This is a genomic window from Cronbergia sp. UHCC 0137, assembly GCF_034932285.1.
In the GTDB taxonomy this organism is placed as follows: Bacteria; Cyanobacteriota; Cyanobacteriia; order Cyanobacteriales; family Nostocaceae; genus Cronbergia.
In genome coordinates this window covers 1-25,924 of record NZ_JAYGHC010000005.1, presented here as the reverse complement: position 1 = coordinate 25,924, position 25,924 = coordinate 1, and the positions used below count along the sequence as shown (strand labels likewise).

23 protein-coding genes and 1 pseudogene are annotated in these 25,924 nt (G+C 38.7%); 8 read left to right on the top strand and 16 right to left on the bottom strand.

Annotated elements, in window-relative coordinates; genetic code table 11:
* Window positions 1–26: 26 nt before the first annotated feature.
* The gene (locus VB711_RS03390) at window positions 27–1,148 is read right to left on the bottom strand and encodes a hypothetical protein (RefSeq protein WP_323284286.1); all 1,122 of its coding nucleotides are present in this window, start codon (window positions 1,146–1,148) and stop codon (window positions 27–29) included.
* 467 nt (window positions 1,149–1,615) lie between these two features.
* Between VB711_RS03390 and VB711_RS03385 the strand changes: the two genes are divergently transcribed.
* The gene (locus VB711_RS03385) at window positions 1,616–2,455 is read left to right on the top strand and encodes an Rpn family recombination-promoting nuclease/putative transposase (protein WP_323284285.1); all 840 of its coding nucleotides are present in this window, start codon (window positions 1,616–1,618) and stop codon (window positions 2,453–2,455) included.
* 164 nt (window positions 2,456–2,619) lie between these two features.
* On the opposite strand, the gene VB711_RS03380 is transcribed toward VB711_RS03385, so the two are convergent.
* From VB711_RS03380 to VB711_RS03340, 9 genes are all read right to left on the bottom strand, one after another.
* A complete protein-coding gene (locus tag VB711_RS03380; protein ID WP_323284284.1) occupies window positions 2,620–2,829 on the bottom strand; it encodes a DUF5615 family PIN-like protein in 210 nt (69 codons plus the stop codon).
* A complete protein-coding gene (locus VB711_RS03375) occupies window positions 2,810–3,562 on the bottom strand; it encodes a class I SAM-dependent methyltransferase (protein ID WP_323284283.1) in 753 nt (250 codons plus the stop codon). Before VB711_RS03375 ends, VB711_RS03380 begins: the two co-directional genes overlap by 20 nt.
* Before the next feature lie 185 nt (window positions 3,563–3,747).
* A complete protein-coding gene (locus VB711_RS03370) occupies window positions 3,748–4,512 on the bottom strand; it encodes an ABC transporter ATP-binding protein (RefSeq protein WP_323284282.1) in 765 nt (254 codons plus the stop codon).
* Window positions 4,513–4,597: 85 nt separating this feature from the next.
* On the bottom strand, window positions 4,598–5,254 hold the full coding sequence (locus VB711_RS03365) for an energy-coupling factor transporter transmembrane protein EcfT (RefSeq protein ID WP_323284281.1): 657 nt from the start codon (window positions 5,252–5,254) through the stop codon (window positions 4,598–4,600).
* A complete protein-coding gene (locus tag VB711_RS03360; RefSeq protein ID WP_323284280.1) occupies window positions 5,247–6,170 on the bottom strand; it encodes an energy-coupling factor ABC transporter permease in 924 nt (307 codons plus the stop codon). Before VB711_RS03360 ends, VB711_RS03365 begins: the two co-directional genes overlap by 8 nt.
* Window positions 6,171–7,178: 1,008 nt before the next feature.
* Window positions 7,179–8,009: an ABC transporter ATP-binding protein gene (locus VB711_RS03355; RefSeq protein ID WP_323284279.1), complete on the bottom strand. Its 831-nt coding sequence runs from the start codon at window positions 8,007–8,009 to the stop codon at window positions 7,179–7,181.
* Window positions 8,010–8,011: 2 nt separating this feature from the next.
* Window positions 8,012–8,806 carry a cobalt ECF transporter T component CbiQ gene (gene cbiQ, locus VB711_RS03350; RefSeq protein ID WP_323284278.1) on the bottom strand — a complete coding sequence of 265 codons (795 nt, stop codon included), beginning with the start codon at window positions 8,804–8,806 and terminating at the stop codon, window positions 8,012–8,014.
* Window positions 8,803–9,108: an energy-coupling factor ABC transporter substrate-binding protein gene (locus tag VB711_RS03345; RefSeq protein WP_323284277.1), complete on the bottom strand. Its 306-nt coding sequence runs from the start codon at window positions 9,106–9,108 to the stop codon at window positions 8,803–8,805. Before VB711_RS03345 ends, cbiQ begins: the two co-directional genes overlap by 4 nt.
* A complete protein-coding gene (locus tag VB711_RS03340) occupies window positions 9,095–9,835 on the bottom strand; it encodes an energy-coupling factor ABC transporter permease (protein WP_323284423.1) in 741 nt (246 codons plus the stop codon). Before VB711_RS03340 ends, VB711_RS03345 begins: the two co-directional genes overlap by 14 nt.
* 518 nt (window positions 9,836–10,353) lie before the next feature.
* Between VB711_RS03340 and VB711_RS03335 the strand changes: the two genes are divergently transcribed.
* Both VB711_RS03335 and VB711_RS03330 read left to right on the top strand, forming a co-directional pair.
* Entirely contained in the window at window positions 10,354–10,788 is a 435-nt protein-coding gene (locus tag VB711_RS03335) for a ferritin-like domain-containing protein (protein WP_323284421.1), read from the top strand.
* Window positions 10,789–11,337: 549 nt separating this feature from the next.
* Window positions 11,338–12,285: an FTR1 family protein gene (locus tag VB711_RS03330; RefSeq protein ID WP_323284276.1), complete on the top strand. Its 948-nt coding sequence runs from the start codon at window positions 11,338–11,340 to the stop codon at window positions 12,283–12,285.
* Window positions 12,286–12,330: 45 nt separating this feature from the next.
* Here VB711_RS03330 and VB711_RS03325 read toward each other — a convergent pair whose 3' ends face one another.
* Window positions 12,331–13,194, bottom strand: a complete 864-nt coding sequence (locus VB711_RS03325) for an ABC transporter substrate-binding protein (protein ID WP_323284275.1) — start codon at window positions 13,192–13,194, stop codon at window positions 12,331–12,333.
* A gap of 104 nt (window positions 13,195–13,298) precedes the next feature.
* Between VB711_RS03325 and VB711_RS03320 the strand changes: the two genes are divergently transcribed.
* Window positions 13,299–14,018 (top strand): class I SAM-dependent methyltransferase, encoded by a 720-nt coding sequence (locus VB711_RS03320; protein ID WP_323284274.1) that lies wholly within the window; start codon window positions 13,299–13,301, stop codon window positions 14,016–14,018.
* On the opposite strand, the gene VB711_RS03315 is transcribed toward VB711_RS03320, so the two are convergent.
* Window positions 13,989–14,954 (bottom strand): cobalamin-binding protein, encoded by a 966-nt coding sequence (locus tag VB711_RS03315; RefSeq protein ID WP_323284273.1) that lies wholly within the window; start codon window positions 14,952–14,954, stop codon window positions 13,989–13,991. The two genes, VB711_RS03320 and VB711_RS03315, sit on opposite strands and share 30 nt — an antisense overlap.
* A 586-nt stretch (window positions 14,955–15,540) precedes the next feature.
* Here VB711_RS03315 and VB711_RS03310 point away from each other — a divergent pair.
* Both VB711_RS03310 and VB711_RS03305 read left to right on the top strand, forming a co-directional pair.
* A complete protein-coding gene (locus VB711_RS03310) occupies window positions 15,541–16,392 on the top strand; it encodes a hypothetical protein (RefSeq protein ID WP_323284272.1) in 852 nt (283 codons plus the stop codon).
* A gap of 302 nt (window positions 16,393–16,694) precedes the next feature.
* Window positions 16,695–17,288 (top strand): hypothetical protein, encoded by a 594-nt coding sequence (locus tag VB711_RS03305; RefSeq protein WP_323284271.1) that lies wholly within the window; start codon window positions 16,695–16,697, stop codon window positions 17,286–17,288.
* An 89-nt stretch (window positions 17,289–17,377) separates the two neighbouring features.
* Here the strand turns inward: VB711_RS03305 and VB711_RS03300 are convergent, their stop codons facing one another.
* Window positions 17,378–18,118 (bottom strand): phycocyanobilin:ferredoxin oxidoreductase, encoded by a 741-nt coding sequence (locus VB711_RS03300; RefSeq protein WP_323284270.1) that lies wholly within the window; start codon window positions 18,116–18,118, stop codon window positions 17,378–17,380.
* A 224-nt stretch (window positions 18,119–18,342) separates the two neighbouring features.
* Between VB711_RS03300 and VB711_RS03295 the strand changes: the two are divergent.
* Window positions 18,343–18,420 (top strand): annotated as a pseudogene (locus tag VB711_RS03295) (DUF4351 domain-containing protein); the annotation flags it as partial.
* Window positions 18,421–18,437: 17 nt separating this feature from the next.
* Here the strand turns inward: VB711_RS03295 and VB711_RS03290 are convergent.
* Both VB711_RS03290 and psbP read right to left on the bottom strand, forming a co-directional pair.
* Window positions 18,438–19,031, bottom strand: coding sequence for a nucleoside triphosphate pyrophosphatase (locus VB711_RS03290; protein WP_323284269.1), 594 nt, complete (start codon window positions 19,029–19,031; stop codon window positions 18,438–18,440).
* A gap of 135 nt (window positions 19,032–19,166) precedes the next feature.
* The gene (gene psbP, locus VB711_RS03285) at window positions 19,167–19,712 is read right to left on the bottom strand and encodes a photosystem II reaction center PsbP (RefSeq protein ID WP_323284268.1); all 546 of its coding nucleotides are present in this window, start codon (window positions 19,710–19,712) and stop codon (window positions 19,167–19,169) included.
* A gap of 537 nt (window positions 19,713–20,249) precedes the next feature.
* Here psbP and ilvB point away from each other — a divergent pair.
* Window positions 20,250–22,124, top strand: a complete 1,875-nt coding sequence (ilvB, locus tag VB711_RS03280; protein ID WP_416233556.1) for a biosynthetic-type acetolactate synthase large subunit — start codon at window positions 20,250–20,252, stop codon at window positions 22,122–22,124.
* Between the two features lie 176 nt (window positions 22,125–22,300).
* Here ilvB and VB711_RS03275 read toward each other — a convergent pair.
* On the bottom strand, window positions 22,301–25,924 hold a 3,624-nt coding region (locus VB711_RS03275), incomplete at its 5' end, for a calcium-binding protein (RefSeq protein WP_323284266.1).

Genomic DNA, 25,924 nt, shown 5'->3' with positions numbered 1-25,924 from the left:
TTTTATTGCATTTTTCAAACTTTACCTCAGTCTTTTTTAAAATTTTTAATATTATTCCTATATTCATTTTTCAACTGTTCTTTAATAGCCTCTATTTGAGCCTTATAATCAAAGCCATTTTTACTATTTTTAGCAACCTCTCTTATCTTAGAAATATTAGCCCATATTTCAAAATTGTAAAAAGGATTTAAACCTATAATATTTCCTGAATTAATATCAATAGGTTCTGGTGATTTTACAATTTCTATCAACTTTAATATAGCTAAGTCAATATTCCATTGAGAAATATATAACAGTAATGCAGCGAACGCTAAAACTATATCAGAATTATTCAAATACACTCGATAACCATTATCAATTGTATAAATTGCAAGATTAAAAACTATAAATTGTGATAATTGAATAGTGGTTTGGTAAGGTATTTCTAATTCTTTAACATCAAAAACAAGGCTACCTTGCGTATTCTCAATTACCTTTTTTGTTTTGTCATACAATTTTTGCGTATTTTCCAATTCCAAAGAACAATTATTTGCTATCTCTATTAAATTCTTATTTTCATTTCTAAATAAATTTTTAGCAGCTATATCCCAATTAAACTCAGATAATTGTGCATGAAGAGGATTAAATTTTATATCTGGAATATTTAAATTTCCACGCATAAAAGTTTTTAATAAATAAAACCATTGAAAAGCATCTATAGAAATATCCATTTTATACTTATGATTAACTTTGGTTTCATAAAAATATTTTCTCATATCACTAATAATTTGTTGAGATATTATTTTTTGTTCTATGCCTTTAGCAACCAATTCTCTAATAATTTTTGTCTCACTACTTCTATTATTACCAAAATCTACTACTCTGCCTTTTTGACTTTTATCTTGTTTAGAGTTGTTGTAATCACAAAAATGATTATGAGTGTCAAATCTAAAATGTGCTTGCTTAGATATTGATGCTAATATTATCTTTCCTCCTCTTGCAAGACATATAGGGCAAAGAACATCTTGATAAATTTCACTTTTTTCATGCTTTGATAAATTTTGGATTTTAGTATTTATATCAACTAGAGAATTATGTCCTAGTAAAGATAAAAGTTGCTCAATATCTATTTCTCGTTTAAACTTTTGAGAATACACTGTGATAGGCATAAATAAGTATTTTTTAAACAACGTAGGTTTAATTATACCACAATTTTAATAATGCTGTCACGTAAATCTAGCACTTTTTTCTTTGCAACCAAGCAGATATTTCCTCAATTGCGTATTACAAACTATAGTAATTTCTGCAATAGATTAGGACTTATGCACTGTACAAAATGCAGATGATATGTATGAAGGAAATTGGAAATTGCCTAGTTTCAGGCTTTTGGAATCGCCTATTAGTGCGGTGCGTCAGATAGAAAAAATCTGTTAGATGCTCAATTATCCGGTCTGACGCACCCTACAAGAGATAAAATCCATTATCCCTATGTAATAAATTTTCTTAATGCGTAACTCCTATTATAAGATATTTCCTAGTTCTTATCCAATCAACATTTACAAAAATATTTAATAGAAATATTTCAGTTGACCATTTTCCAATTGATCATGACCAAATTTCACTATTAGCATCTACCATGAAAACTGATTCTATTTTTTATCGCATTTTTCAAACTTTACCGCAGTCTTTTTTTGAATTGATTAATTTACCAGCTAGTGAAGCAGAAGCTTATGATTTTGCATCTGTGGAATTGAAACAAACAGCCTTTAGAATTGATGGTGTATTTGTACCTACAGATAATCAACCAAAAAGACCAATTTATTTTGTAGAGGTACAATTTCAAAAAGATGTAGATTTTTATTCTCGCTTTTTTTCAGAGATTTTTCTTTATTTACATCTCTACGCTTCTACTAAACCCTGGCAAGCTGTAGTTTTATTTGCTAAACGTAGTATAGAACCGACGGAAATAGAACCCTATCGCTATTTACTAGAAAGTCCATTGGTAACTCGGTTATATTTGGATGAACTGGTGGATATACAAACATCCTTGGGATTAGGTATTATTAAGTTAGTGGTGGAGAAAGAAAAAAGAGTTCCAGCTTTAGCGAGAAACCTGTTATCACAAGCTAGATCAGATTTACCGGATGCCAATCTGCAAAAAAATTTGCTAGATTTAATCCAGACTATTGTTTCGTATAAACTACCCCGTCTCAGTCCCCAGGAGTTAGCAAGAATGTTTAGTATTAGTGATTTACGCAATACCAGATATTATCAAGAAGTCCGCTATGAAGAGGCGTTAAATCTAGTCATGCGTCTACTTGAACGGCGCATAGGTGGAGTTAGTCAGAAATTACAAGCGCAAATTAATAAGTTGTCTGTGGAAGATTTGGAGAATTTAGGTTTAGCGTTATTAGATTTTACAAGTGCATCTGATTTAGTAACTTGGTTGAATAATCAAGCTAGTTCAGCTAGTTAAAAATTAATGGTGGGTTACGGTGTTGCTAACTCACCCTGTAGCAAAGTATTTCACGGCTTAGTTGTGAGATCATATCCCCCTTCGTTTTGTGATGGAGGGGGTAAGGCTTAATCAATTTAGCTGGAAGGTACTATGTTAGCATCTAAAGTTGTATAGACATTTCTTCAATTGCGTATTACAAATGCAATCTCTAGTCTATACCAATGTTCATCATCTGGAATACCTTGATTTGCTTGTCCAGCTTCGTAGGAAGTCAGCAAATCATATTGAATCTGCCGCAATTGTGGCACAATTGCTAGGGGAAAATTGTCATCAGCATACAGTCGCTCCAAGGGAATTATTAGAAGGCTTTTCCTAAGCTGCTTGTAGCACATAAAACGTATAACCGTAGGAGTCGCTAAATTGTTTAAACAGTCCCATTTCTTCTTGAGTTTCACGAATAACTAATTGAGTAATTGGGGTGATTTCGATCTGCTGTATCCGCTGACAGAGTGGTTCATAATAATTGACCCACCAAATCTGACTCGGTAGCCGATGGGTAGAAAGTACCCTAAAGCCAGACCTATTAGCCCGATTGATATTCTCTGTTTCAGTACCCATTGTTGGATAGGCGTTTTGCCAATAGGCGATCGCAGGTTCTGGTAGATTATCAGTAAACCAACTCATTTCTGATATAACGGCAATGCTGCTATTCGTAAGAAGAGGTCGCCAGATTTTTAGGGACTGCTCAAACCCAAGATTATAAGCAGCACCCTCAGACCAAAGCAGGTCAAGGGAACCCACTGACCAATCGAGTTTAGCCATATCGCCATGAATCGGAATGATCAGATGCTCAAGACCAACCTGTTCTGCGCGAGCTTTGAGTTCCTCGATAAAAACAGATGAGGAGTCCACTGCCATCACAGTGCTTTGGTAGTGTTGTGCAAGCAGTAATGCACTAGCACCACTTCCACATCCCAAATCAGCAATTCGTGGCTTCAGGGGCAAAGTTGAAAGATTCTGCAATATGTTGTATGAGAAGTCAGAGTCACCGGGACCTTTATGGTTAAGTCCAGCGTGTAAATCAGTTAAAGCCGCAATATACTCGTTTTCAGAATCTTTATTCATAGTTTAAGGTTCTGTTGAAGTGTAGATTGGAGTGGGTTTTATAAGTGATAGTGCAAAATTAATTTCCTACGTTGAGAAAGGGAACAGGGAACAGGGAACAGGGAACAGGGAATAGGAAAAGAATATGTGTAATTATTCTGCCTAATTACTTATAACGGTTTTTAGTAGATATCTAATGCTGAAAATTACCAATCGGTAGGTAAACCTAACTGGTTAAGAGTATGCCCTTCTTGTAAAAGTGGTTGAATATCCTGATCTATTTGAATACAACCACCAGATAAGACGAGGGCGCGTTGGGTGACTTTGCCTAACCAATTGAGGTCATGTGAAGCAATTAACATTACTTGTACAGGCAGATTTAATAATACTTGAGCCAAATGTCTTCGCCATGCGGGATCAAGTCCGGTTGTTGGTTCATCTAAAATGAGAATGGCTGGATTTAGGGCTAAAATCGCTGCTAAGGCCGCTAAACGCTTTTGTCCTCCAGAAAGTTCGTGAGCGGAACGGTGGGCGTAGGTGGCTAAACCAAAGTTAGCTAATAGTTGGTGCGATCGCTCATTTGCTTCTGCCAATGGTACACCATAGTTACGGAGTCCAAAGCTCACATCTTCCAAGATGGTGGGCATAAATAATTGATCGTTGGCATCTTGGAAACCAAACCCGATTTGTCGCCAGATTTCTGGTAGAGTCTTAGGTTCGACAGGAATATTATTAATTAAAACTTTACCGCTTTGGGGTTGTTTTAAACCGATCAGGTTCTCTAATAAAGTGCTTTTTCCTGAACCAGTTGCACCCATCAAAGCAACGCGATCGCCTACGTTCAAGGTAAAGGAAATTTCGTTTAAAACTGGTTGCTGGTGAGAGTAAGCATATACCAGTTTTTGTACCTCTAGAACCGGATTGTGGGGTTTAGAGATAGATGTTTGGGAATGATATGTTAATGATGTCAAAATGTGTAGAAAGGAAGAATGAACAGGCTGGAAAGTCTTTTGCTTGCACTGAGTGTGTTGAAGTGGTGTATGACTTTTATGATTATTAAAACTGAAAATAGGAACTAAATGTTAAACAAGTAGCCGTAGAAACAGCGCCTAAAAGGGTAAGACGCTCTTTTGGTTTAAGGGTAGAATCCATAGGCAGTTGCCCCCTATAACCACGAGTGATCATTGCCGCGTAAACTCGTTCTGCTCTTTCCAAGGTACGAAGATATAAAGCTCCTATCATAGCAGCACTAGCATAACGTAACCATCCTGCTGCACCATTTAAACCTCGCAATTGGGCGCTACGCTGCATCCGCGCCACTTCTGAGAGCAAAATTTCTAAATATTGTGCAGCTAGAAGCAAATTTTCCTTAAATACGGCTGGTATGGGTAAACCTTTGAGGGCGATCCCGAAACTGTGGGGAGGTAAAGTTAATAAAAAACTGTTCATGGTGAGTAAACAAATTAGCGATCGCACTAACAAAAAACTCGCTCTTTCCCATCCCAAGGGTAGGGCTACCAAGGACAAAAATATCAATTCTGTACCCAGTAAACCCCCCAACTTACGGAGGGGGACACGTAATAAACAAGCCCACAAAAGAGCGATCGCGCCATAGACACACAAATTAGACCAAGCATGATATTTTAATAAAGCTGCCCCAACGACAATCACCAGAGACAGTTGCAACCGTAATGGCAAAGACATTTTAAGCATTCTTAGGTTTCACGACTTTAGCAATCCCAAAGGCTACAGCAAAGCAAACTGCCGATCCCAGTAGCCCAGCAATACTCGTACCGATTTGTTCTAAGCCTTGAATCTCATAATCAGCTAAGGGTGTAGGTACTGCTACCCGCACTTGTTCAGCTAAGTCGATAAAGCCTAAATTTTCTGCTACTCTTTCTAACCCATCTGGCCAGCCGGAAGCAAACAGGGACAGCACACCTGCCACCAATATAATACTAACAACAGGTACTAACCACCCCTGGAATTTCTGCTCTTCTCCTGGTAATAAGTCTGGACGGGCTATAGCCAAGTAAGTTAGTACACCGCCAGTAATTAATCCTTCTCCAATACCAATCAAAATATGTACACCTGTCATAGTAGGTAAAACTATATTCACTGGTGCTGTACCCGAAAGCGCTAATTCAATCGCGCAAGCTATAGCCGCTACGACCACACTCACACCAGCAGCAATACCCGCAGCTAGGGGTAAACGTGATTTTGCTCCCCCTAGTAGTCTTTGTAAGGTTTGAGTTAATACCCAAGCCACCCAAACACCTATGACTCCCATGTTTAAAATATTTGCACCCAAGGCAGTGATGCCACCATCAGCAAATAGCACTGCTTGAATAATTAAAACCGTGGCAATACATAACATTCCTGCCCAAGGACTACCTAAGATAATAGCGGCTAAAGCACCTCCTAGTAAGTGGCCGCTAGTTCCCCCCGCAACAGGGAAATTGATCATCTGGGCGGCGAAAATAAAGGCTGTGGTTAAACCCAATATGGGGGCGCGACGAACACCAAAGGCTGTTTGCGATCGCACTACGGCAACGGATAAAGCTGCCACACTTGCTAAACTTGTAACACCGGCTACTGGTACAGAAACGAATCCATCAGGAATATGCATGAAGTTCCCCGTATTTTTCCAATGGTTTTTTTAACACCTATGCAGTAATATAGCTAGGGTATTAAGTTAATAACAAACATGATTTTCTGGTTTTGACAATGCCCACTTGGGGGATTTTACACTGGTGGTTAGGGTAAATTGGCAAAAAATAACACATCACATAATATACTGATTCTCCTGAAAGTTAATTTTTATTAATTTTATTTTTATGTTTGTATCTGCAAAGATTTTAATTCAAATTTCTTAACAGAATATATAATTTTTGTGGTTATATTTTTTAGTTAAGTCTTGTTTATCAAACACATAGGAAAATACATGATTTAAAGGAGTAGGAATCATATCACATAAAACTTATTGACAGTACGCCAAAATGACAAATATATTTTCGACCACAAAACTCAAGAACAATAAAATTATATGCACATGAGAAGAATAATGAAATGCCGTACTTGTGGAAGTAAGAAAATTCGTTTATCAACTAGAGTACCTAATTACCAACGAATTTTATTATTGTTGTTCCTTTGTCAAAAAGTTAGGTGCAGGTCTTGTGGTAAAAGCCAGATCAGGTTTATACCCTTATTTTATTTACAAAAAGTTAATACCAAAAATACCAATCCTGTTTGATTTGTGTATACCTTACAAAAAAAGGGAACAGGGAACAGATAAGAAACTTTAGTTCTGAGTTTAAGAGGTTGTTTTAAAACTTTTTACTGTGGGATATGACACCCCCAGATCCTCCTAAATCCCCCTTAGAAAGAGGGACTTTGAGGAATTTAGCGGGGGGATCTCGATTAATTCTGATACTTTTCAAACACCCTCTAAGGTATTTTCGTTGTTGCGAAGCGGACGACGCAATCTCAAACCCTGATGTTTCGTATCCCGTGGGTACATCATGATCAGGACTTACGCACAATATAACTCAAACCCTCATTGCTCTGTGTTCTCTGTGTCTCTGTGGTTCGTTTATTCCGTAACTCGTGAGTAAATCCTGATTTTAAATTTGCCTTTTCAAAGGGGACTAAACAAGTTCCAAATCTTTTCTTTTAATTGTTTTAAAACTGGTGGTTCTAAATCGTTCCATTCAGAAAATAATATTTTATAAACAAATGGAACTCCTAACTGTAATTCTTCCAGAAATTCACGCTGACTAAATACATCTTGGGGGTTTCCTTCTAATACAAGTTGACCTTTATCCATAACAAAAATCCAATCAGCCCAACGATAAACTAAATCTAAATCATGGGTAGCCATTAAAATTGTTGTTCCATCTGCATGAATTTTTTTTAAGGTTGCCATTAAATTGCGAGTATGTAATTGATCCAAGTAAGCCGTTGGTTCATCTAATAAAAGTAATTCTGGTTTTAATATCATTACATCAGCAATAGAAACTCGTTTTTTTTGCCCTAAACTTAAATGATGTACTGGTCTTTCTGCAAATTCTATCAGTTCAAATTCTAATAAAGCCTGTTCTACTCGCTTTTGAATTTCTGCCATTGGTAATCCTAAATTACACAAGCCATAAGAAATATCTTCTTCAACGGTTGAAGCTACTAATTGTTGTTCTGGATCTTGAAAAATTAATCCTACCTTTTGGCGTAAATCTGCCAGTGATTGATGATTGTATTTTAAGGGTTTTCCTTGCCAATATATAATTCCTTTTTGGGGTTGATATAAACCATTGGCTAATAAGAAAAGTGTGGTTTTACCGCATCCGTTTTGACCAATGACTGCACATTTTTTGTGAAGAGGAATTTTTAAATTTAAATTACTTAAAGCTGATTGTTTTGCACCTGGATATACATAAGAGACTTGTTGAAATTCTAGTAAATATTCTTGCATTGCTATAGGTGATGACGGGATTCTAAAGTAATTAATATCGCACATCCAATAATTGCTTCTATTGCATACCTTCTAGATAAATGATGGCGTTGAGAATGCCAAAAGTTAAATTCTCCTTTGAATCCTCTTGATGCTAAAGTTAAGGAGATTTGACGATAATTGATTAGGGTACGTTTGAATAATTGCCCAATTAACAATGATAAACTTTTCATACTAATTTTAAAGGTACGGTATCCATTACGAGATTGTTGGGCTGTCCATAAATCGGAAGCTGTGTTTAATAAGACGAAAATAAAACGGTACATCAGCAATAATAGGTCTGTTAATAATACAGGAAAACCGATACGGCGCAGAATTTGTAAAATTTCGGTAAAAGGAATTGTTAACATCAGGAAATATAGGCAGGAAAGGGAAGAAATTGATCTGGTAAAAATTGTCAACCCTTGCTCAATTCCATGTTTACTGATATACAGGTAATAAGAACCAATGGTGAATCCAGTAAAGGAGTCATTTACTATTAGATTTAAATTAGTAATTTCTACACCATTGATAATTAAAGCAGGTAAACTCGTTAACAAAAATAAACTAGCAATGTACACTAATTTTAGGTAGATTTGGATGGAGATACCTGCATAAACAACTACCCAAATACTCATCCATACAGCGATTAAAATTTGTACGGGGGGATGAGCAAAGGCAGCGATAATTAAGAGAGCGATCGCTAAAATTAATTTCTGTTCTGGTGCTACCCAACGTAACCTATTGGTGTAAGCTATTGTATCTATTTGCAGAGTCATTCTTTACTATTTTTTTGCTGTTGAGAACGCCCTTTATATAATCCAATTGCATAACCAATGACTCCAGCACCTAAAGCAGCTTGAGAACTAAATAATAAACTTTCCACTTCCTTACTACTAGGCTCAATCAAGGGTTTAAACCAAGGTTCATATCCCGGTTTAATTTCACCAATTGCATCTTGAGCTTGGCCATCAGCCCCAGTAAATTCAGCACCACGGACAAAGATTAAAGGTGCAACCGCTAAAGTTATCACAGCTAGTACCAATAACCAATTTCCTAACCCTTGTTTAGATTGATTCATTACTTTGAGGTTGTGTTTTGATAAATTTTAATAATTCCAGTTCTTCGACTGTGTAAGATTGTAACCAGTTCCACACCAAAACAGTTAACAAGCCTTCACTAATGGCTAGAGGAACTTGAGTAATTGCGAAAATACTCGCAAATTTGGCAAATGAAGCCATAAATCCACCCACAGAAGCCGGAAAAGCTAGGGCAAGTTGTAAAGAAGTGATGATATAAGTGAGTAAATCGGCTAACGCTGCGGCGAGAAAAATCGCAATTCTTTGTTTACCCGTAAATCGGACAATTAACTGATAGATCCAGTAAGCTGCAATGGGTCCTGCGATCGCCATCGAAAAAGCATTGGCTCCCAATGTCGTCAAACCACCGTGGGCTAATAGTAAAGCTTGAAATAACAATACTAGAGTTCCCAAAACCGACATCGCCATGGGTCCAAATAACACTGCACCTAACCCTGTCCCTGTAGGATGGGAACAACTCCCCGTTACAGAGGGGATTTTCAACGCCGACAAGACAAAAGTGAAAGCCCCCGATAATGCTAAAAGTAACTTTAATTGTGGGTTAGCTTGGGTAATGCGAGAGAGCGATCGCCATCCTAAAGCCAAAAATGGTACAGCCACCACCCACCAAAAAATCGCCCAACTAGGTGGCAAATAACCCTCCATGATGTGCATCGCATAGGCTGGAGAAGATGCACCAATCACTAGATAAAAGCTGAGAATCCCCATCAAGATCAAGGATATCCGTTTAGGGTTGAGAATTTTTCTTGACACAGTAAACTACCACCCAAATAAAATTCAATCATCCAGTTTAAAACATTTCACGCCTTAACGGGCAATTCGAGCGTAAAAATTAAAGAAAATGAGTTAAACTCTTCTATTTTCTCCGCATCTGGAGCGTCTCTGCGTCAGAAAAAAGATCAGCGTTTCCTAACAAATAAATTTTGACCTTAAAAACTTATTGACAAAAATTCTTAGTTCTTATAATATACACAAGGGCGATCGCCTGGGTGTGATTTTTTTCAATAATTTACGAATTTGAGGCTAAAACATAGGTCTTAACCGAACAGTATTGATGTTTGATGCACCCTACAAACTACAAAATTTCTGAAGATTAACCACTAGCGACTTGAATTAAAATAAGTAAAGAGACAAAATCATTAAAAGTTAAGAGTGAACAATAATCTCGACAGATAACTCTTTAACTTTTGCTCTCCAGTTGTAATTTTCTTTAACTTAACAACATGATGCAAGAACTTGACCATTCAAAAACAATAGATTTACTTAACGCCATCATGGAATTTGAATTAGCAGGAGTAGTTCGCTACACTCATTATTCCTTAATGGTTACAGGACCCAACCGCTTACCAATAGTAGCTTTTTTCAAAGCTCAAGCTGCTGAATCGTTACTTCATGCCCAACAAGTAGGAGAAATTCTCACAGGATTAGAAGGGCATCCTTCCCTGAAAATTGCTCAAATGGAAGAGACATATAAACATACAGTTAAGGATATCTTAGCCGAAAGTTTATCCCACGAAAAAAAAGCCCTAGATTTGTATAAAAGTCTGCTAGAAACAGTCACCAATGCCAGCATTTATCTCGAAGAATTTGCCCGTGGTATGATTGGACAAGAAGAGATGCACAATCTAGAACTGAAAAAAATGTTACGTGATTTCAGCTAATAACCCCAATCGCTAGTTATTAATTTTCGGATATTTTGTAGTAGTCTGTAGAGTGCGTCAGACAAAATAATTTAGCCTAAAATTACTAATTTTAAGAGGATGTTTGAAAAGTTTTGGGCGAATATAATAGAGCCTCCGGCTCCCGTAAGGGATACGCTACTACACAAATGTTCGCCTAGCGTCCCGTAGGGATAGTCTACCTCCGTGGACTAATACAAAATCAGGGGTTTTTAACCTGCGAAGGCAGGTTTTGTCTGTGTAGCCGCGACTTCTAGTCGCCAGGGCAAGTAATAATTTAGACTTTTCAAACACCCTCTAAGATTCTGACGCACCTTACTTAACTAAAAAAGCAACTTACCTTAACATCTAATTAATACTCAATAGGGACTTCCAAATAAAAAAACACTCAACCACCTAACGCAAAACATATCTCAAACCCTCATTCCTCTGCGTTCTCTGCGCCTCTGCGGTTAGTTAATCCGAATAATTTATTTTTTGAAAGCCGCTTAACCAAACAATTGTGATTAATTACCAACAAATTAAATAATTATGAACTTTAGTACAGCCTTACCGACCTTTATAATTACACTCCGAGAAGGAGTAGAAGCAGCCCTTGTAGTTGGAATAGTTCTAGCATTATTGAACAAAGCCAAACAATCTCAACTTAACTCTTGGGTATATGCAGGTGTTGCAGTTGGGATTATTATCAGTGTCTTAATCGGCATTTTATTCACCTGGATAATTCAAATCTTAGAAAAAATTAACCCTCAATACACCTCCGTTGTTGAGCCAACATTAGAAGGAGTATTTAGTGTATTAGCAGTAGTTATGCTGAGTTGGATGTTAATCTGGATGACCAAACAAGCCAGATTTATGAAATCTCAAGTTGAGGGAGCAGTTGCAGAAGCGCTGACAAAAAATTCCAATGCAGGTTGGGGAGTTTTTAGTTTAATTTTAGTAGCGGTTGTGCGTGAAGGTTTTGAAACAGTTTTATTTGTTGCAGCCAATTTTCAACAAGGTTTAATACCCGCTTTAGGTGCTTTAGCTGGTTTAGCATCAGCAACAGCAATTGGTATACTATTATTTAAATGGGGGATTAAGATTAATATCCGGCAATTTTTCCAGGTGATGGGCGTTTTATTGGTTTTAATTGTCGCTGGTTTAGTAGTTTCTGCCTTGAAACATTTTGATGATGCAGTAGGTAATTTAGCCTTGAGCGATCGCGCTTCCGAAAACCTTTGTTTTTATTACCAACATTTTACCAAAGTCCACTCTTGCATCTTAGGTCCCATGGTTTGGGATAGTTCTAAAATTCTCCCTGATAAGAACTTTCCTGGCATTATTTTAAAATCTTTGTTTGGCTACAGAGATCATCTTTATATCGTCCAAGCAGTCGGATATGGGGTATTTTTATTCACCATTGGCGGCTTGTATTTCCGTAGTTTAATGAGTGGAAATACCCCGAATCAAAAAACAGTTCCCATAGCTGAAAAATAAACTTGATTGTAGGGGCAATTCATGAATTACCCCTAATTAAAATTGCTATAATAAATTATCCTTCAACTGCTGACAAGCCTTTTCTATAGCATTTAAACTACCAGGATTAACCAAACCGTAATAATCAAAAACATAAACCCGGTTATTTTTAGTAGCTTGTAATTGCTGCCAAAAAGTTTCCTTTTTCAATGAATCTAACAGAGTCGATTCAGCATTAACAACAATTAAACTATCTGGATTTGCCTCCAAAACCTTTTCAGCCGAAAGAGTTACATATCCACCGATGGGACTGTTACCCTGTAATTCAGCAGCTACATTTTTAATCCCAAACTTCGTTAATAAATCACCAGCCCAACTATTCTTATTTGGTGTTAAAATTGGTTGACGACTAACTAAAACCAAAGTCGAATTAGTTTGATTTAACTTCTCCGGTAAAAAACTTTTATAGCGATTTAATAAAGATTGAGGATCTACATTAATTACTTCAGCAAGTGTTTTAGTTATATCTTCTAAAGATTGCCAACTATTTACCTTAGTAGATAATGTCCTTATTTTCAACTCTTCGAGCCTTTTTAAAGTGACATCAGAAAAACCCGAAGCACCAATCACTAAATCTGGCTTTAAAGCCACAATCTTTTCCAAACTCGGCAGACCTTGACCCTCACTAACACGAGGTATATCCTTAAATTTAGGATCATCCTTAAATAAACGACTACCAGTAATTCCGACAAGTTTAGTTTGATCAAGATAAGCAATAATATCAGCAGAAAGAGAAGAAAGAGCAATAACTTTCTGAACCCTTGGAACTGGAGATTGAGTGTGCGGTTCTTGAGTCCTAACTGTAGTACAACCAGCTAAAACTAACGTGAGCAAAAATGCTAAAATAGAAGATATCCAACGACAATTCATAACTTAACCGTGAGAGATTTATTAGTTCAACCTAATATTATACTCACTCTCTGCGTCTCTGCGTCTCTGCGTGCAAAAAATAATTACTTCTCAAAATAACCAATATGCCACAAATATTCCCCGGTGAAGTATTCGCCAACACTACCGATTTTGATACAGGGATTCGTCAAATATTACCTCGTTATGACGAAATGCTAGAAGTAATTATCCGTTGTTTACCTAAAAAAACACACCGAATTTTAGAATTAGGTTGTGGTACTGGAGAACTCAGCTTAAAAATTCTCAACCGCTACCCAAACGCTGAAATTATCGCCCTCGATTATTCCCCGCGAATGATACAATTTTCCCAAGCTAAAATCACCACAGCAGGTTATGAAAAACGCTGGACTGGGATAGAAGCAGATTTTGGGGAATGGGCAAATTATCCAGAAAAATTGGGAATAGGTACAGATTTTGATGCTTGCGTGTCATCCCTGGCTATTCATCATCTCACCGATGAAATGAAGCTTAAATTGTATCAACAAATTGCTGCTAATCTTAATCCTGATGGTTGTTTTTGGAATGCTGATCCTACTCTCCCTGAATCACCAATATTAAAGGAAATTGACGAAATAGCAAGAGAAGAATGGAGAAATAAACAGGGAATAAATATTACTGAAACTCGCGCTAAAGTAGGTCAATCAGAAACTCAAGGTTACTCTAATCAAGATCAACTTGCAACTTTAAATATTCAATTAGAAATGTTGACAACGGCTGGTTTTTCAACTGTGGCTGTACCCTGGAAATATTACGGTTTAGCGGTTTTTGGCGGTTGGTTGCGCTAAATTTGCAACTTTTAAAGATTCCCAACCGATGCCTTTATAACCATAATCAAAAATCTCAGGATGTAATATCTCTGCTAATATCTCTAAGGAATCAGCCAATCGTGGACCCGGACGATTAAAGTAAGAATTACCATCGGTAACGTAGACTCTACCCGCTTTAACAGCGTGAAGTGTTTCCCATTCTGGACGGTAAGTTAATAATTCGGCTTCTTGCTGGGTACGCTGTAAATTAAAGCCACAGGGCATCAGAATAATGATATCAGGATTTCTGGTAATTAGCGTTTCCCAGTGCAAGTGAGCAGCAGTTCCACCCATAATACTAAATAATGTTTGTCCACCGGCTAAGTTAACTAATTCAGGTATCCAATTTGCAGCAAATAGTAAAGGATCAGTCCACTCAATACAAGCTACTGTAGGCATTTCTTTGAGGGAAAGTCCTTCTAGTTTACGCTGACAAATTTTAACGCGGGCTTCGAGATTTTCGAGTATTTTTACTGAGTCTACTTGGAAGGTGTTGCCGATACGTTCAATGTCACCCCACACATCTTTGAGTGTTTGAGGCTGTAGGGAGATGATTTCGGGTTTTGTGTGAATGAGTTTACCAACTGCTTGTTCTACGTCTGATAAGCTGGCTGCACAAACATCACACTGGTCTTGGGTGATAATGTGGGTAGGCTGTAATTGTTCGAGAACCTCAATTTTAATTTGGTATATACTCAGGCTAGATTGTAATAAATTGTTAATTCCATCATGAATATCTCTGCTAGAGGCTTTGCTGTTTAAGCGTGCTGTGGTACAAATGGGGAGATTAGTGATTTCTGGGGGATAGTCACATTCGTGCGATCGCCCTACAATATATTTAGATAAACCCAGACTAGCAAGAATTTCTGTACCACTAGGAATTAAAGAGACAATTCTAATATCATGATCTTTCATAGTTGCACCTGTATATAAGGTGTTGCTATAGCTATTGTTCCATAATTTGAGTAGTTAGTGATCTATCTTTTGAGGGATAGTATCATACACAAGCCTAATCCAGCAAGAGCGATCGCATGAGGTCAATTTAGAATAGGCTGCTTCTAATCTTGAAAAATCAGGAACAGAATGAACAATAATTTTATTCAATATCTTCTAATTGCTGTTTTTTCAGAGGGAACAGGGAACAGGCAACAGGGAACAGAAAAAACTCATGTTTAAAAACATGAGATTGAAATAATGACACTGTTTTTTTCGTGCTACCCATCTTGTAAAAACATCCTTTTTTTTGACTGAGTTTTAAACTCATAACTAAAGTTTCTTATTTGTTCCCTGTTACCTCTCTCAACCAATAAATTTAATTTTGTCCGACTACTTATCTAGATATTTTTTTAACGTTTAGTAATTCTACCTTTAGACAGTAAATTTATTTAATTATGTGTTCCTTTAGAATGGTTAATTTGCAAAATCTAGTTGTTAAATTAAATTAGCCTTAATAAATAACACCTGTTTTGTGTTAATAATTTCTCAAAAGGAGACCATTGATATGGTTGAAAGCAAGCAGACATTCAACAATCAGAGTGGAAATACTGAGCGAGCAACAATCGGCCGATCTTATCCTGGTTCATCTGATATCAACACTGGTTCTGTGAAATCTCGAACCGAATATGGTCAAAACACGATAACAGGTCAGGATCAACCCTATGCTGGTTCAACTAGCAGGAATATAAATGCTCAAGTACCTACATCTCAAAATACTCCTACAAATAAACCTGAATCCTATGAAGGTTCAAAAAATAGTGATGTCAATTCTGCATTAACTAGAGCAATCATAGGTGGAATAGTTGGTGCTACATTGGGGTCATTAGCTGGAGCTTTAGCAGGTAAAAGAATAGGACAGGGTTTTAACCATACTGTAAGAGGTTTAGGTGACGCATCAAAAACTCTTGGCTATGGTCTTGGTCAAACAGCAAAAGGTTTAGGGGACGTAGCAAAGAGTTTCGTTGAAGGTGCTACTCAAGCAGTTACAGGTGGTGTATCCGACACAGTGGAAGGTGCTAACGAACTTGTACAAGGTGCAACAGACAAAGCGAAGGATATTGCCCAGAATGTGACTGAGGGAGTTAGGCAAACTACGGTGGGTGCATTGGATGTAGTACAAAGTGCAGCAGACAAAGCAAAGGATAAAGCACAAAATACTAGACTATTTGAAGATCAAGGGGTAGCTGCAAACAATCAACAGATTAACAATGATGATATTAATAACACAAATCAAGACCTGATGCGAACAACCTATATTTCAGAGCAAGAGCAAACACAGAGACCTTTAATTGATTCAAATATCTCTGTAACTAATACAGAAGAATCGCGTCAAGAAGAAATGACTCACTGGGAATGACTGTTAGAAATAGACGGGTGAGATTGTAAGTCATGAGACAGAATTAATTACACAACTGGTTCTTGCATAAATACTTTGGTGTTGCCAAGAATATTCTTGAAAAGCTCACGCGATCGCGCAGAGGTGCAAAGAAAATGCCAGGTCTGCAATATTAATTGCCTATAGTATTGCAGATCACTATACTTTAAAAACTACCTGAAAATATAGGAAGTTCAAGTTTATGAGTTATGACGGTGAATTGAATGAAAAAGGTCTAAATATAAATATCACTTTTTTAGTTTAGGACAAAGGAGAAGACTTTTATGAATAGTAATCAGCACATTACAGATAACTATGAGAATAATGTTGATCTTCGTCTAGATCAAGCTGATGATGCAGCTAGTGGAGACAGTAATAATACATTAGCTAGAATAGCAATTGGCTCACTGATTGGTGCTGTATTGGGTGGAGTAGCTGTGGCTTTAACTATTAAGGGTGCAGATAAAAGAGTTGACCAAACTATAAAAACCGCAGGAAATACGGTAAAAGATGTAGCTGAGAGTTTTAATCAAAGCGTAAAAGATGTAGGGGATGGAATAAAAAATGTAGCTGTCAGCGTCAATGATACTGTTAAAGATGTAGGCAATTTTGTCAAACATACATCTGTTGACATTAATGACACTGTACAAAACACCATAAATGCCATTAAAAGTACAGCGATGGGGGTTAATGACATTGTTAAAGACACAGCGATTGTTGTCAAGAGTGTAAATCAAGATATTAACGATGTTGTCAAAGGTAAAGTGGATGTAGCGAATAGTGAAGTTGAGGATCAAACTTCTTCTAGTAGTCAGAAGGGTAATATGCCTAATAATCAAATAGCTTACATTTTAGTTCCACTAGACAAAAACAAGTAGTAAGTCTATCAGTAAGCTGCAAAATTTGCTTTTACCCCAACTCAGATTAAGAATGAGCCTCCACAAAAAATATCTGCAACCCTGATATATTAATTTGGTGGTAGGTCAAATAAAACTGTGGTCATATAATTTTCTGCCCAATCTGCACCAAAGGCTTTTTCTAATACCCGTCGGGTTTTATCGTTTTGTTGTTGTTTCATACAATAATTATGTTGTCCTGCTAAAATTTGGGCAACTTTTTCTGGTGCAACTGGACTAGCAGCGATCGCGCTTTGGCAATGAATATCTAAAAATGCCTCGACACGTTGGAGAAACATGATTTCTTCTTCTGGGGAACCAGGACGAATGAAGAGGCAAAAATCAGAGAAAATATTTCCCCATTCTGGTAATTCACGGGGTTGGGAAAATTTGGGACTTGGTAATTCAGTTAAGGCTGTTTGATAAGTTATTGGTAATTTTCTATCTAAGTTTACAGGAGACAAGTCAGCGATCGCTGCACTAATTTGACCTCTACCCCCAACTAAATCACACCCAAACATGGGTATATCATATTCTGTGCGAGGAAACATCACACAATGCAGAATATCCAACATATTCCCCACTTTTGCCAGTTCTAAGTGCAGTTTGCGGAACTGTGGTGTTTGATAACAGCGATTTTCAATAATCAGTTTTTCACCTTCTAATCTTCCTTCTACATACCCTAACTCAGCCGGTAGGTGATATGATGACAAGTCTAGATGTTTATCCCAGGTTGCCTCAATACAATCAGCTAGTTGCCTAATCAGGGGATGTTGTTGTTCGCGCAGGGAAGTAGTAGAAGTGGAAGACATATTTCTTATATAAACTTTGTCATGTATGATCTAGTTTACAATTAGTAAGGTTATCTATTTATATTAAGAATTATAAATATAATATCTTAATTGATGTTTATGATTCTTTGTTCGGTAGTGGTAAAGGTGTGGTGATATGGTTACGACATACCAAGAGTTTTAGTTCTAAAAATCACTACTTGTACACCACTATCCAAAATCAAATCTAAGATTTATCTTTTACACAGTTGGAAGATTTAGGAGAAGCTTTATTAGATTTTAAAACTGAAGCTGATTTAAACAAGTGGTTAAGTAAAAATTAACCTGAATAATTACTCAACTATTGCCAAAAATCTGTGACTTCATAACCTAATTCTGCTAACATTTGCCGCAGTAATGGTAAACTCAAACCAATTACATTACTATGACACCCAGCGATTTTTTCGACAAATAAACTACCAAAACCCTCTAAAGCAAAAGCACCGGCACATTTGAGGGGTTCACCTGTTTTGACATAAGCTGCAATTGCCCGATCGCTCATGGGGGCAAAGTAAACTTTTGTTACTTGAGACTTGACTATAGTTCTTTTTTGTGACTTATCAATTAAAACATGACCTGTATATAAATCACCAACGTTATTTTGCATCAAATTCCAACGAGCGATCGCTTCATCCCCATTTCCTGGTTTACCATATATCTGACCATTAATCGCCAGAACCGAATCACAACCCATGATCAAAGCTGATGGAAATTGTGGGGCTACAGTTTCCGCTTTACATTGAGCTAAAATTTGAACTAATTTTCCAGGATCACTGGATTGGATTTGCGACTCATCAAAATCACTAGGACAAACTATTGGTTTAATTCCCACAGTTTGCAGTAAACGAAGACGGGCAGGAGAAGCAGAGGCCAGTACAAATTGAGGAATATCCATAAAATTTTAACAGTCAGCAGCCAGCCAAGACGTTCTACAACCAGGAGAGTATGGCAATACTCCCCCAGCATAGATTTTAAATATTGCTTTGGATTTGTTTACATTTTACCACTAATGTCTACAAAACCAACTAACTTAATACACTATGAAAGAACTAACAATCTGATCAATTGTATTCTGAAGTTTTTTCCAGCGTCTTTCAGGAACAGAGGCATTAAAGGTAAAAAGTCTACCACGACTAACAGCAACACTAGAAATATTGTGTCGCTTTTCCCGATTGGGAAGTTGTACTAAATACTCTAGTAAATAGTATATTTTACCATCATATTCTCTTTGTACTGCGTTAATTAATTCCGCAGAACGACCAGAACCAGTAGGGGCAAGAGCAGCTTTTCCTAATTTATATCCCACTTCTGTTGGTGTACCTAATTCAGCCAAAGTTTTTTGATCAGGAACCGGACTAATTACTACAGAGACATTTTCTGATACCTCAATTAAATCATGGAACACCACATCAGGTCCGTTGGCAACTTTAACTTGCAACCAACCATTAGGATATAAAAACTGATAACCATCACCAGAGTCTGCAAAGCTTTTTAGTCCAGCAGCAGATGCTAGATCAGGGTTAATTAAGCTGAAATTCAAGACCATGAGTAAAATTAACGCAATTCGTTTCCACATTACACAAAATTTCCTTGATTAGTAGAGGTAATACAAAGCAAACATAGTTTCACTTTTGTATTCTCCCATTAACGGGTACGTTGTGGAAAGGAGGTAGAAGGCAGGGGGCAGGGGGCAGGGGGCAGGGGGCAGGAGGAAGAATTAGTAGATCCTTGTTTTCTTGACTAGCGATCGCTCACTGTCAGTAATGAGACAGAATTAATTACACAACTGGTTTTTCTGTTCCCCTTCGACTGCGCTCAGGGCAAGCCTGTTCCTGGTCGGTGAGCGGAGCCGTAAAGCCTAACGGCATAGCTGACGCTTACCGCGAAGCGTGGCGTTAGCCATACCGCTGTTCCCTCTCTCAACGAATGAATTTAATTTTGTCCGACTACTTAGTTAAAAATTCTAGCCAAATATTCAGATGATTTCGCGCTTAGATGGGATTTTTAGCTTAAAATAGAATCCTAAATACATAATCTACGCCTTAATTTTAGTTATAGTTAGAGGTTAACCGTGCGTTCACAAAGCATCGAACTGGGACAATCACCTTCTCAAATCAGTATCCCCCAATCAGAAAATCAGACCCATTCTCCTGTTTCTAGTCTCTCAGTTGTCACACCAAAACGGGTATCTGGGGGTTTTGCTCTTCTAGATAGTCTATGTCGTCATGGTGTTGAGTATATTTTTGGCTATCCCGGTGGGGCTATTTTACCAATTTATGACGACCTGTATAAGGTAGAAGAAACTGGCAATATTAAACATATTCTGGTCAGACATGAACAAGGCGCGTCTCATGCTGCTGATGGTTACGCCCGTGCTACAGGTAAGGTGGGGGTGTGCTTTGGTACGTCGGGTCCAGGGGCGACTAATTTGGTGACGGGTATTGCTACAGCTTACATGGACTCCATTCCCATGATTGTGGTAACGGGACAAGTTCCACGGGCAGCAATTGGTACAGATGCGTTCCAAGAAACGGATATTTATGGAATTACCTTACCTGTTGTTAAACATTCCTATGTAGTGCGGGATCCTCAAGATATGGCGCGAATTGTGGCTGAAGCCTTCCACATTGCCAGTACAGGTAGACCCGGACCTGTGTTAATTGATGTTCCCAAGGATGTGGCTTTAGAAGAATTTGATTATGTGCCTGTAGAACCAGGTTCAGTCAAGTTACGGGGATATCGTCCGACGGTGAAGGGGAATCCCCGACAAATTAACGCTGCCATTCAATTAATTAGAGACAGTCGCCGTCCATTGTTGTATGTTGGGGGAGGAGCGATCGCTGCCAATGCCCACGCAGAAGTCAAAGAACTGGCAGAATTATTTAACATCCCCGTCACTACAACCTTAATGGGGATAGGTGCATTCGATGAACATCACCCCCTATCTTTGGGTATGTTGGGAATGCACGGCACAGCCTACGCTAACTTTGCGGTGACAGATTGTGATTTACTAATTTGCGTTGGGGCAAGATTTGATGACCGGGTAACAGGTAAATTAGACGAATTTGCCTCCCACGCTAAGGTTATTCACATTGATATTGATCCGGCTGAAGTTGGTAAAAACCGCGTTCCTGAAGTTCCTATTGTGGGGGATGTAAAGAATGTATTAACTGACTTGCTGCGTCGATGTCAAAACTCAACTACTAAAGTTAAACCTAACCAAAATCAAGAATGGTTAAATTTAATTAACCGTTGGCGACAAGATTATCCCCTAATTGTACCTCATCATGCCGACAGTATTTCACCCCAAGAAGTGATTGTGGAAATCGGTCGTCAAGCGCCTAACGCATTCTACACTACAGATGTTGGACAACATCAAATGTGGGCGGCACAATTTCTCAAAAATGGTCCGAGACGTTGGATTTCTAGCGCCGGTTTGGGAACCATGGGTTTTGGTGTACCTGCGGCCATGGGTGTCAAGGTGGCTTTCCCTGATGAAGAAGTTATTTGTATTAGTGGTGATGCTAGTTTCCAAATGTGTTTACAGGAGTTGGGAACTCTTGCACAATATGGAATAAATGTCAAGACTGTAATTATCAATAACGGTTGGCAAGGAATGGTACGTCAATGGCAGCAAGCCTTTTATGGTGAACGCTATTCATCTTCAAACATGGAAGTAGGGATGCCAGATATTGAATTTTTGGCTAAGGCTTACGGAATTAAGGGGATGGTAATTAGTAGCCGAGATGAATTAGCTGATAAAATTGCCGAAATGTTGGCTCACAATGGACCTGTAGTAGTGAATGCTCAAGTTACCAGAGACGAAAATTGTTATCCCATGGTAGCTCCTGGCAAGAGCAATGCCCAAATGTTTGGTTTACCTAAACCAGCGCCAAGTAACAATTTTGAGCCAGTTTATTGTAGCCATTGTGGGACAAAAAATCCACCTAGTCATAACTTCTGTGCTGAGTGTGGGACGAAGTTGTAATTATTAGACATCTGGTAAAAATTAAATATGTGGGAGATATACTAAAGAAGTTCATAACTTGCGTTTTTACATCCCTATATACCCTTTAAACAAAAGCTCAAATTGTGACCTTGAGAAGTATAAAACCCTTGTAGAGACGTTTCATGAAACGTCTCTACTTTCTTTAATGGAAATGTCTATTCTTCCACTTGTGGCTTGAACTTTTTAATATCATTAACACCAGCACCGGCATTAATCACATCAGAACCATCTCCATAGTAAATAAAATCATTACCAGAGTCAGTAGTAATTCTGTCATTACCAGAACCAGTAATCACTTCATTATCGCCACTACCAGCATTGACGATGTTGTTACCATCTCCGGCATTAATGGTATCGTTACCAGTTCCAGAAGTAATGCTATCAATGCCTGAGCCAGAAGTAATGGTGTTATGACCATTGCCAGCATTAATAATATTGTCACCATTGCCAGCAATTATAGTATCGTTACCGCTACCAGCGAAGATGTCATCACGTCCATCACCACCAGTAATGTGATTATCACCATCCCCAGCCGTGATGTAGTTATAACCATGACCCGCTACAATTACATCATTACCACTACCAGTAGTAATTCTATCATTACCGCTACCTGTAGTAATGTGATTATCACCATTGCCGGCATTAATTGTGTTATTACCATTTCCAGCGACAATGATATCTCGATCAACACCAGTAATAATACTATTGCTGCCATTGCCAGTGGTAATTCTGTTCAATCCATTACCAGCATTAATGATGTTGTCTCCATCTCCAACTTCGATAATATCAATACCAGAACCGGTAGTAATGTTATTTCTGCCATTACCAGCAGTAATCATGTTATGACCATTACCTGTTCTAATGGTATTATGACCTTCATTGGCATAAATGGTATTGTTACCATGACCTGTGGTAATTCGGTCGCTGCCATCTCCACTGTCTATATAGTTATTACCTTCACCTGCATTGATTTGGTCAATTCCTGAACCTGTTATGATTCGGTCATTACCCGCACCTGAGAAGATATTGTTATCTCCGTCACCTGCTTCAATTAGATCATCCCCACTACCTGTAAAGATATCGTCTCTTCCTGAACCACCGATAACTATATTATCGCCTTCCCCTGCGGTGATGTAGTTGTAACCATCTCCAGCATCAATGTAGTCATTACCGGATGTAGTTGTAATTCTATCGTTGCCAGAGCCAGTATAAATTCGATTGTCTCCTGAACCCGCATTAATTGTGTTGTTACCATCGCCGGTTTCGATGTAGTCATCTCCTGTAGTAGTAACGATGCTATTGCTACCGTCACCTGCGTAAATTTCATTATCTCCTGCTCCGGCATTGATGATGTTATTTCCATCTCCAACTCTAATAATATCAACGCCTGAACCTGTGGTGATGGTGTTTTTGCCGTTACCACCGTAGATTGTGTTGTTCCCTTCTCCGGCGTTGACGACGTTAGTTCCTTCTCCAGCGTAGATGATATCATCACCTGAACCTGTGGTAATTGTATCGTTGCCTTCGCTACCGTAGATGGTGTTGTTGCCGTTGCCTGTGGCTGTAATACTGTTGATGCCTGTACCTCCATCCATGATTGTGTTACCACCAGTGGAGGTCATGATATCGTTACCGTCTCCACCATAGATTCTATCGTCTCCATCTAGTCCGTAGAGTTTGTCATCTCCTCCTAGTCCAGAGAGGATGTTGGCGTTATTATCTCCTGTGAGGGTGTCTCTGTATTCTGACCCTTCTAGGTTTTCTACACTGGTGAAGCGATCGCCCAAGGCTTCTCCTAATGTGCCTATTCCCCGACTCAAATCAGCAGTTACCCCACTATTGGCTGTGTAGTAGGAAACTGTGTCATTGCCTGCTCCTCCATCCATCTGGTCGGTAATGCCTGTGCCAATGCCACGACCACCTACCAAAAAGTCGTCTCCATCTTCTCCTTTGAGAATGTCGTTGCCGTCTTCACCGTAGAGTTCATCGTTGCCTGCTCTACCTTCAATGATGTCGTTGCCTGCTCCACCGTAAATGCGGTTGGCGAGTTCGTTACCGATGAGGATGTCGTCGAAGGCACTACCAATTAGGTTTTCGATGTTGGTCAAGCTGTCAGTATTTCCAAAGCCATCGGTAGCTGTTTCGATAGACAAATCAGCAATGACTCCATTGCGATCGCGGCGGTAGCTAACGGTATCTATTCCCTCGTTGCCTTCCAAATTGTCATTTCCGGCGTTACCAATGAGGATATCGTCACCTGCTAAACCTTCGATTTGGTTATCGAGTTCGTTACCAATCAGGATGTCGTCGAAGTTTGAACCAGTGATGTTTTCTAGGTTGGCTAGTAAGTCGTAGGTATTGAAACCATCTTGGGCGGTGTTGTTGGGGATAAAGAAGACTGGTTCGAGGTTGGTAACTAGAGGTGTGTCCTGCATTTCTGAGGTGTGGGTAATGCCTCCTGTGCCTTGATAACTGTTGATGCTGTCGATGTTGACTACTGTGCCGTTGGTGGAGTTGTCGTAGCTGATACGGTCAATTCCTGTACCACCATCTATGTAATCGCCTCCTTCATCACCGCGTAACCAGTCATTTCCACCTTCTCCGAAGAGAGTATCATTACCTGTTTGACCGTAGATTGTGTCGTTACCCTCTCCACCTCTAATGGTGTCGTTATCTGTACCTGTACCAGAGATGAAGTTAATCAGGTTGTTCCAAATTCCGTTAAAGATGCGACGGATGCGGGCGTTACCTCCAGCAATCAGGTCGTTGCCTGTGCCTGTGATGATGATGTCGTCACCGATACCACCTACTACTATTTTCTCTGGACTATCTGTGGCTTGTACGGTGTCGTTGCCGCCGTTATTGGGGTTAATGGAGGTAATTTCGTGACCGTCGGCTGTAATAATTAAGTCTGCTTCGTCTGTAAAAATTACGTCTATATCGCTACTGCTACTGCTACGGCTACCATTGTTGGCTGTGATTGTGTCGTTACCTAGTCCGGCTATGACTGTGTTTATGCCACCGTTCAGATTAATGGTGTCGTGGCCATTACCTGCATCGCTGGTGACTTGATTCAGGAGTCCGTTGCTGTGTTGGATTGTGCCACTATCTCCCAGGATGGTTGTGTGGGTGTTGGTAGATTGTTGGATGGTGATTGTGTCGTCTCCTTCTCCTCCTAAGAGGACTAGCTGATCTAAGCCGTTGATGTTGGTTACTTCTATGTTGTCATTACCAGCAGCCGCATTGATCATTACTAGCTTGCTTACATCTGGGGTGGTGCTATTAATTGTGAAATTATCGTCACCGCTTCCTAGTTGAATGTCTAGAGTTTGGAATCCTTTGTAGTTAATCGTTCCAGCCATTCCCAATCCTGTCAGGTTGGTGCTGGTTAATGTACCTGTGTTGGCTGTGGTATCGTTGGAGTCGTCAACTGTCAGGATATTTGTTCCTGTTCCTCCATCTAGGGTTAATTGGTCGGCTATGTTATTGACTGTGTTGTTGTCGTCTGTAACCAGAATATTGTCGTTTTCTGTTTCTGTATTTACAGTCGTTACTCCATCAATGGTTTTGATGCGAACTGTATCATCACCGGCAGCAGTATTCAGGTTGGTTTGATTTGTGTGGGTGTTTTCAATAGTGAAGTTGTCTGCACCTGAACCAAGTTGGATATTCAAGATTTCGGTTTGACTATATGTAATACCTACTGTCATCCCCAATCCTGTTAAGTTGGTGCTGGTTAATGTGCCGTTGTTTGCAGTTGTATCTCCAGCATCACTAAC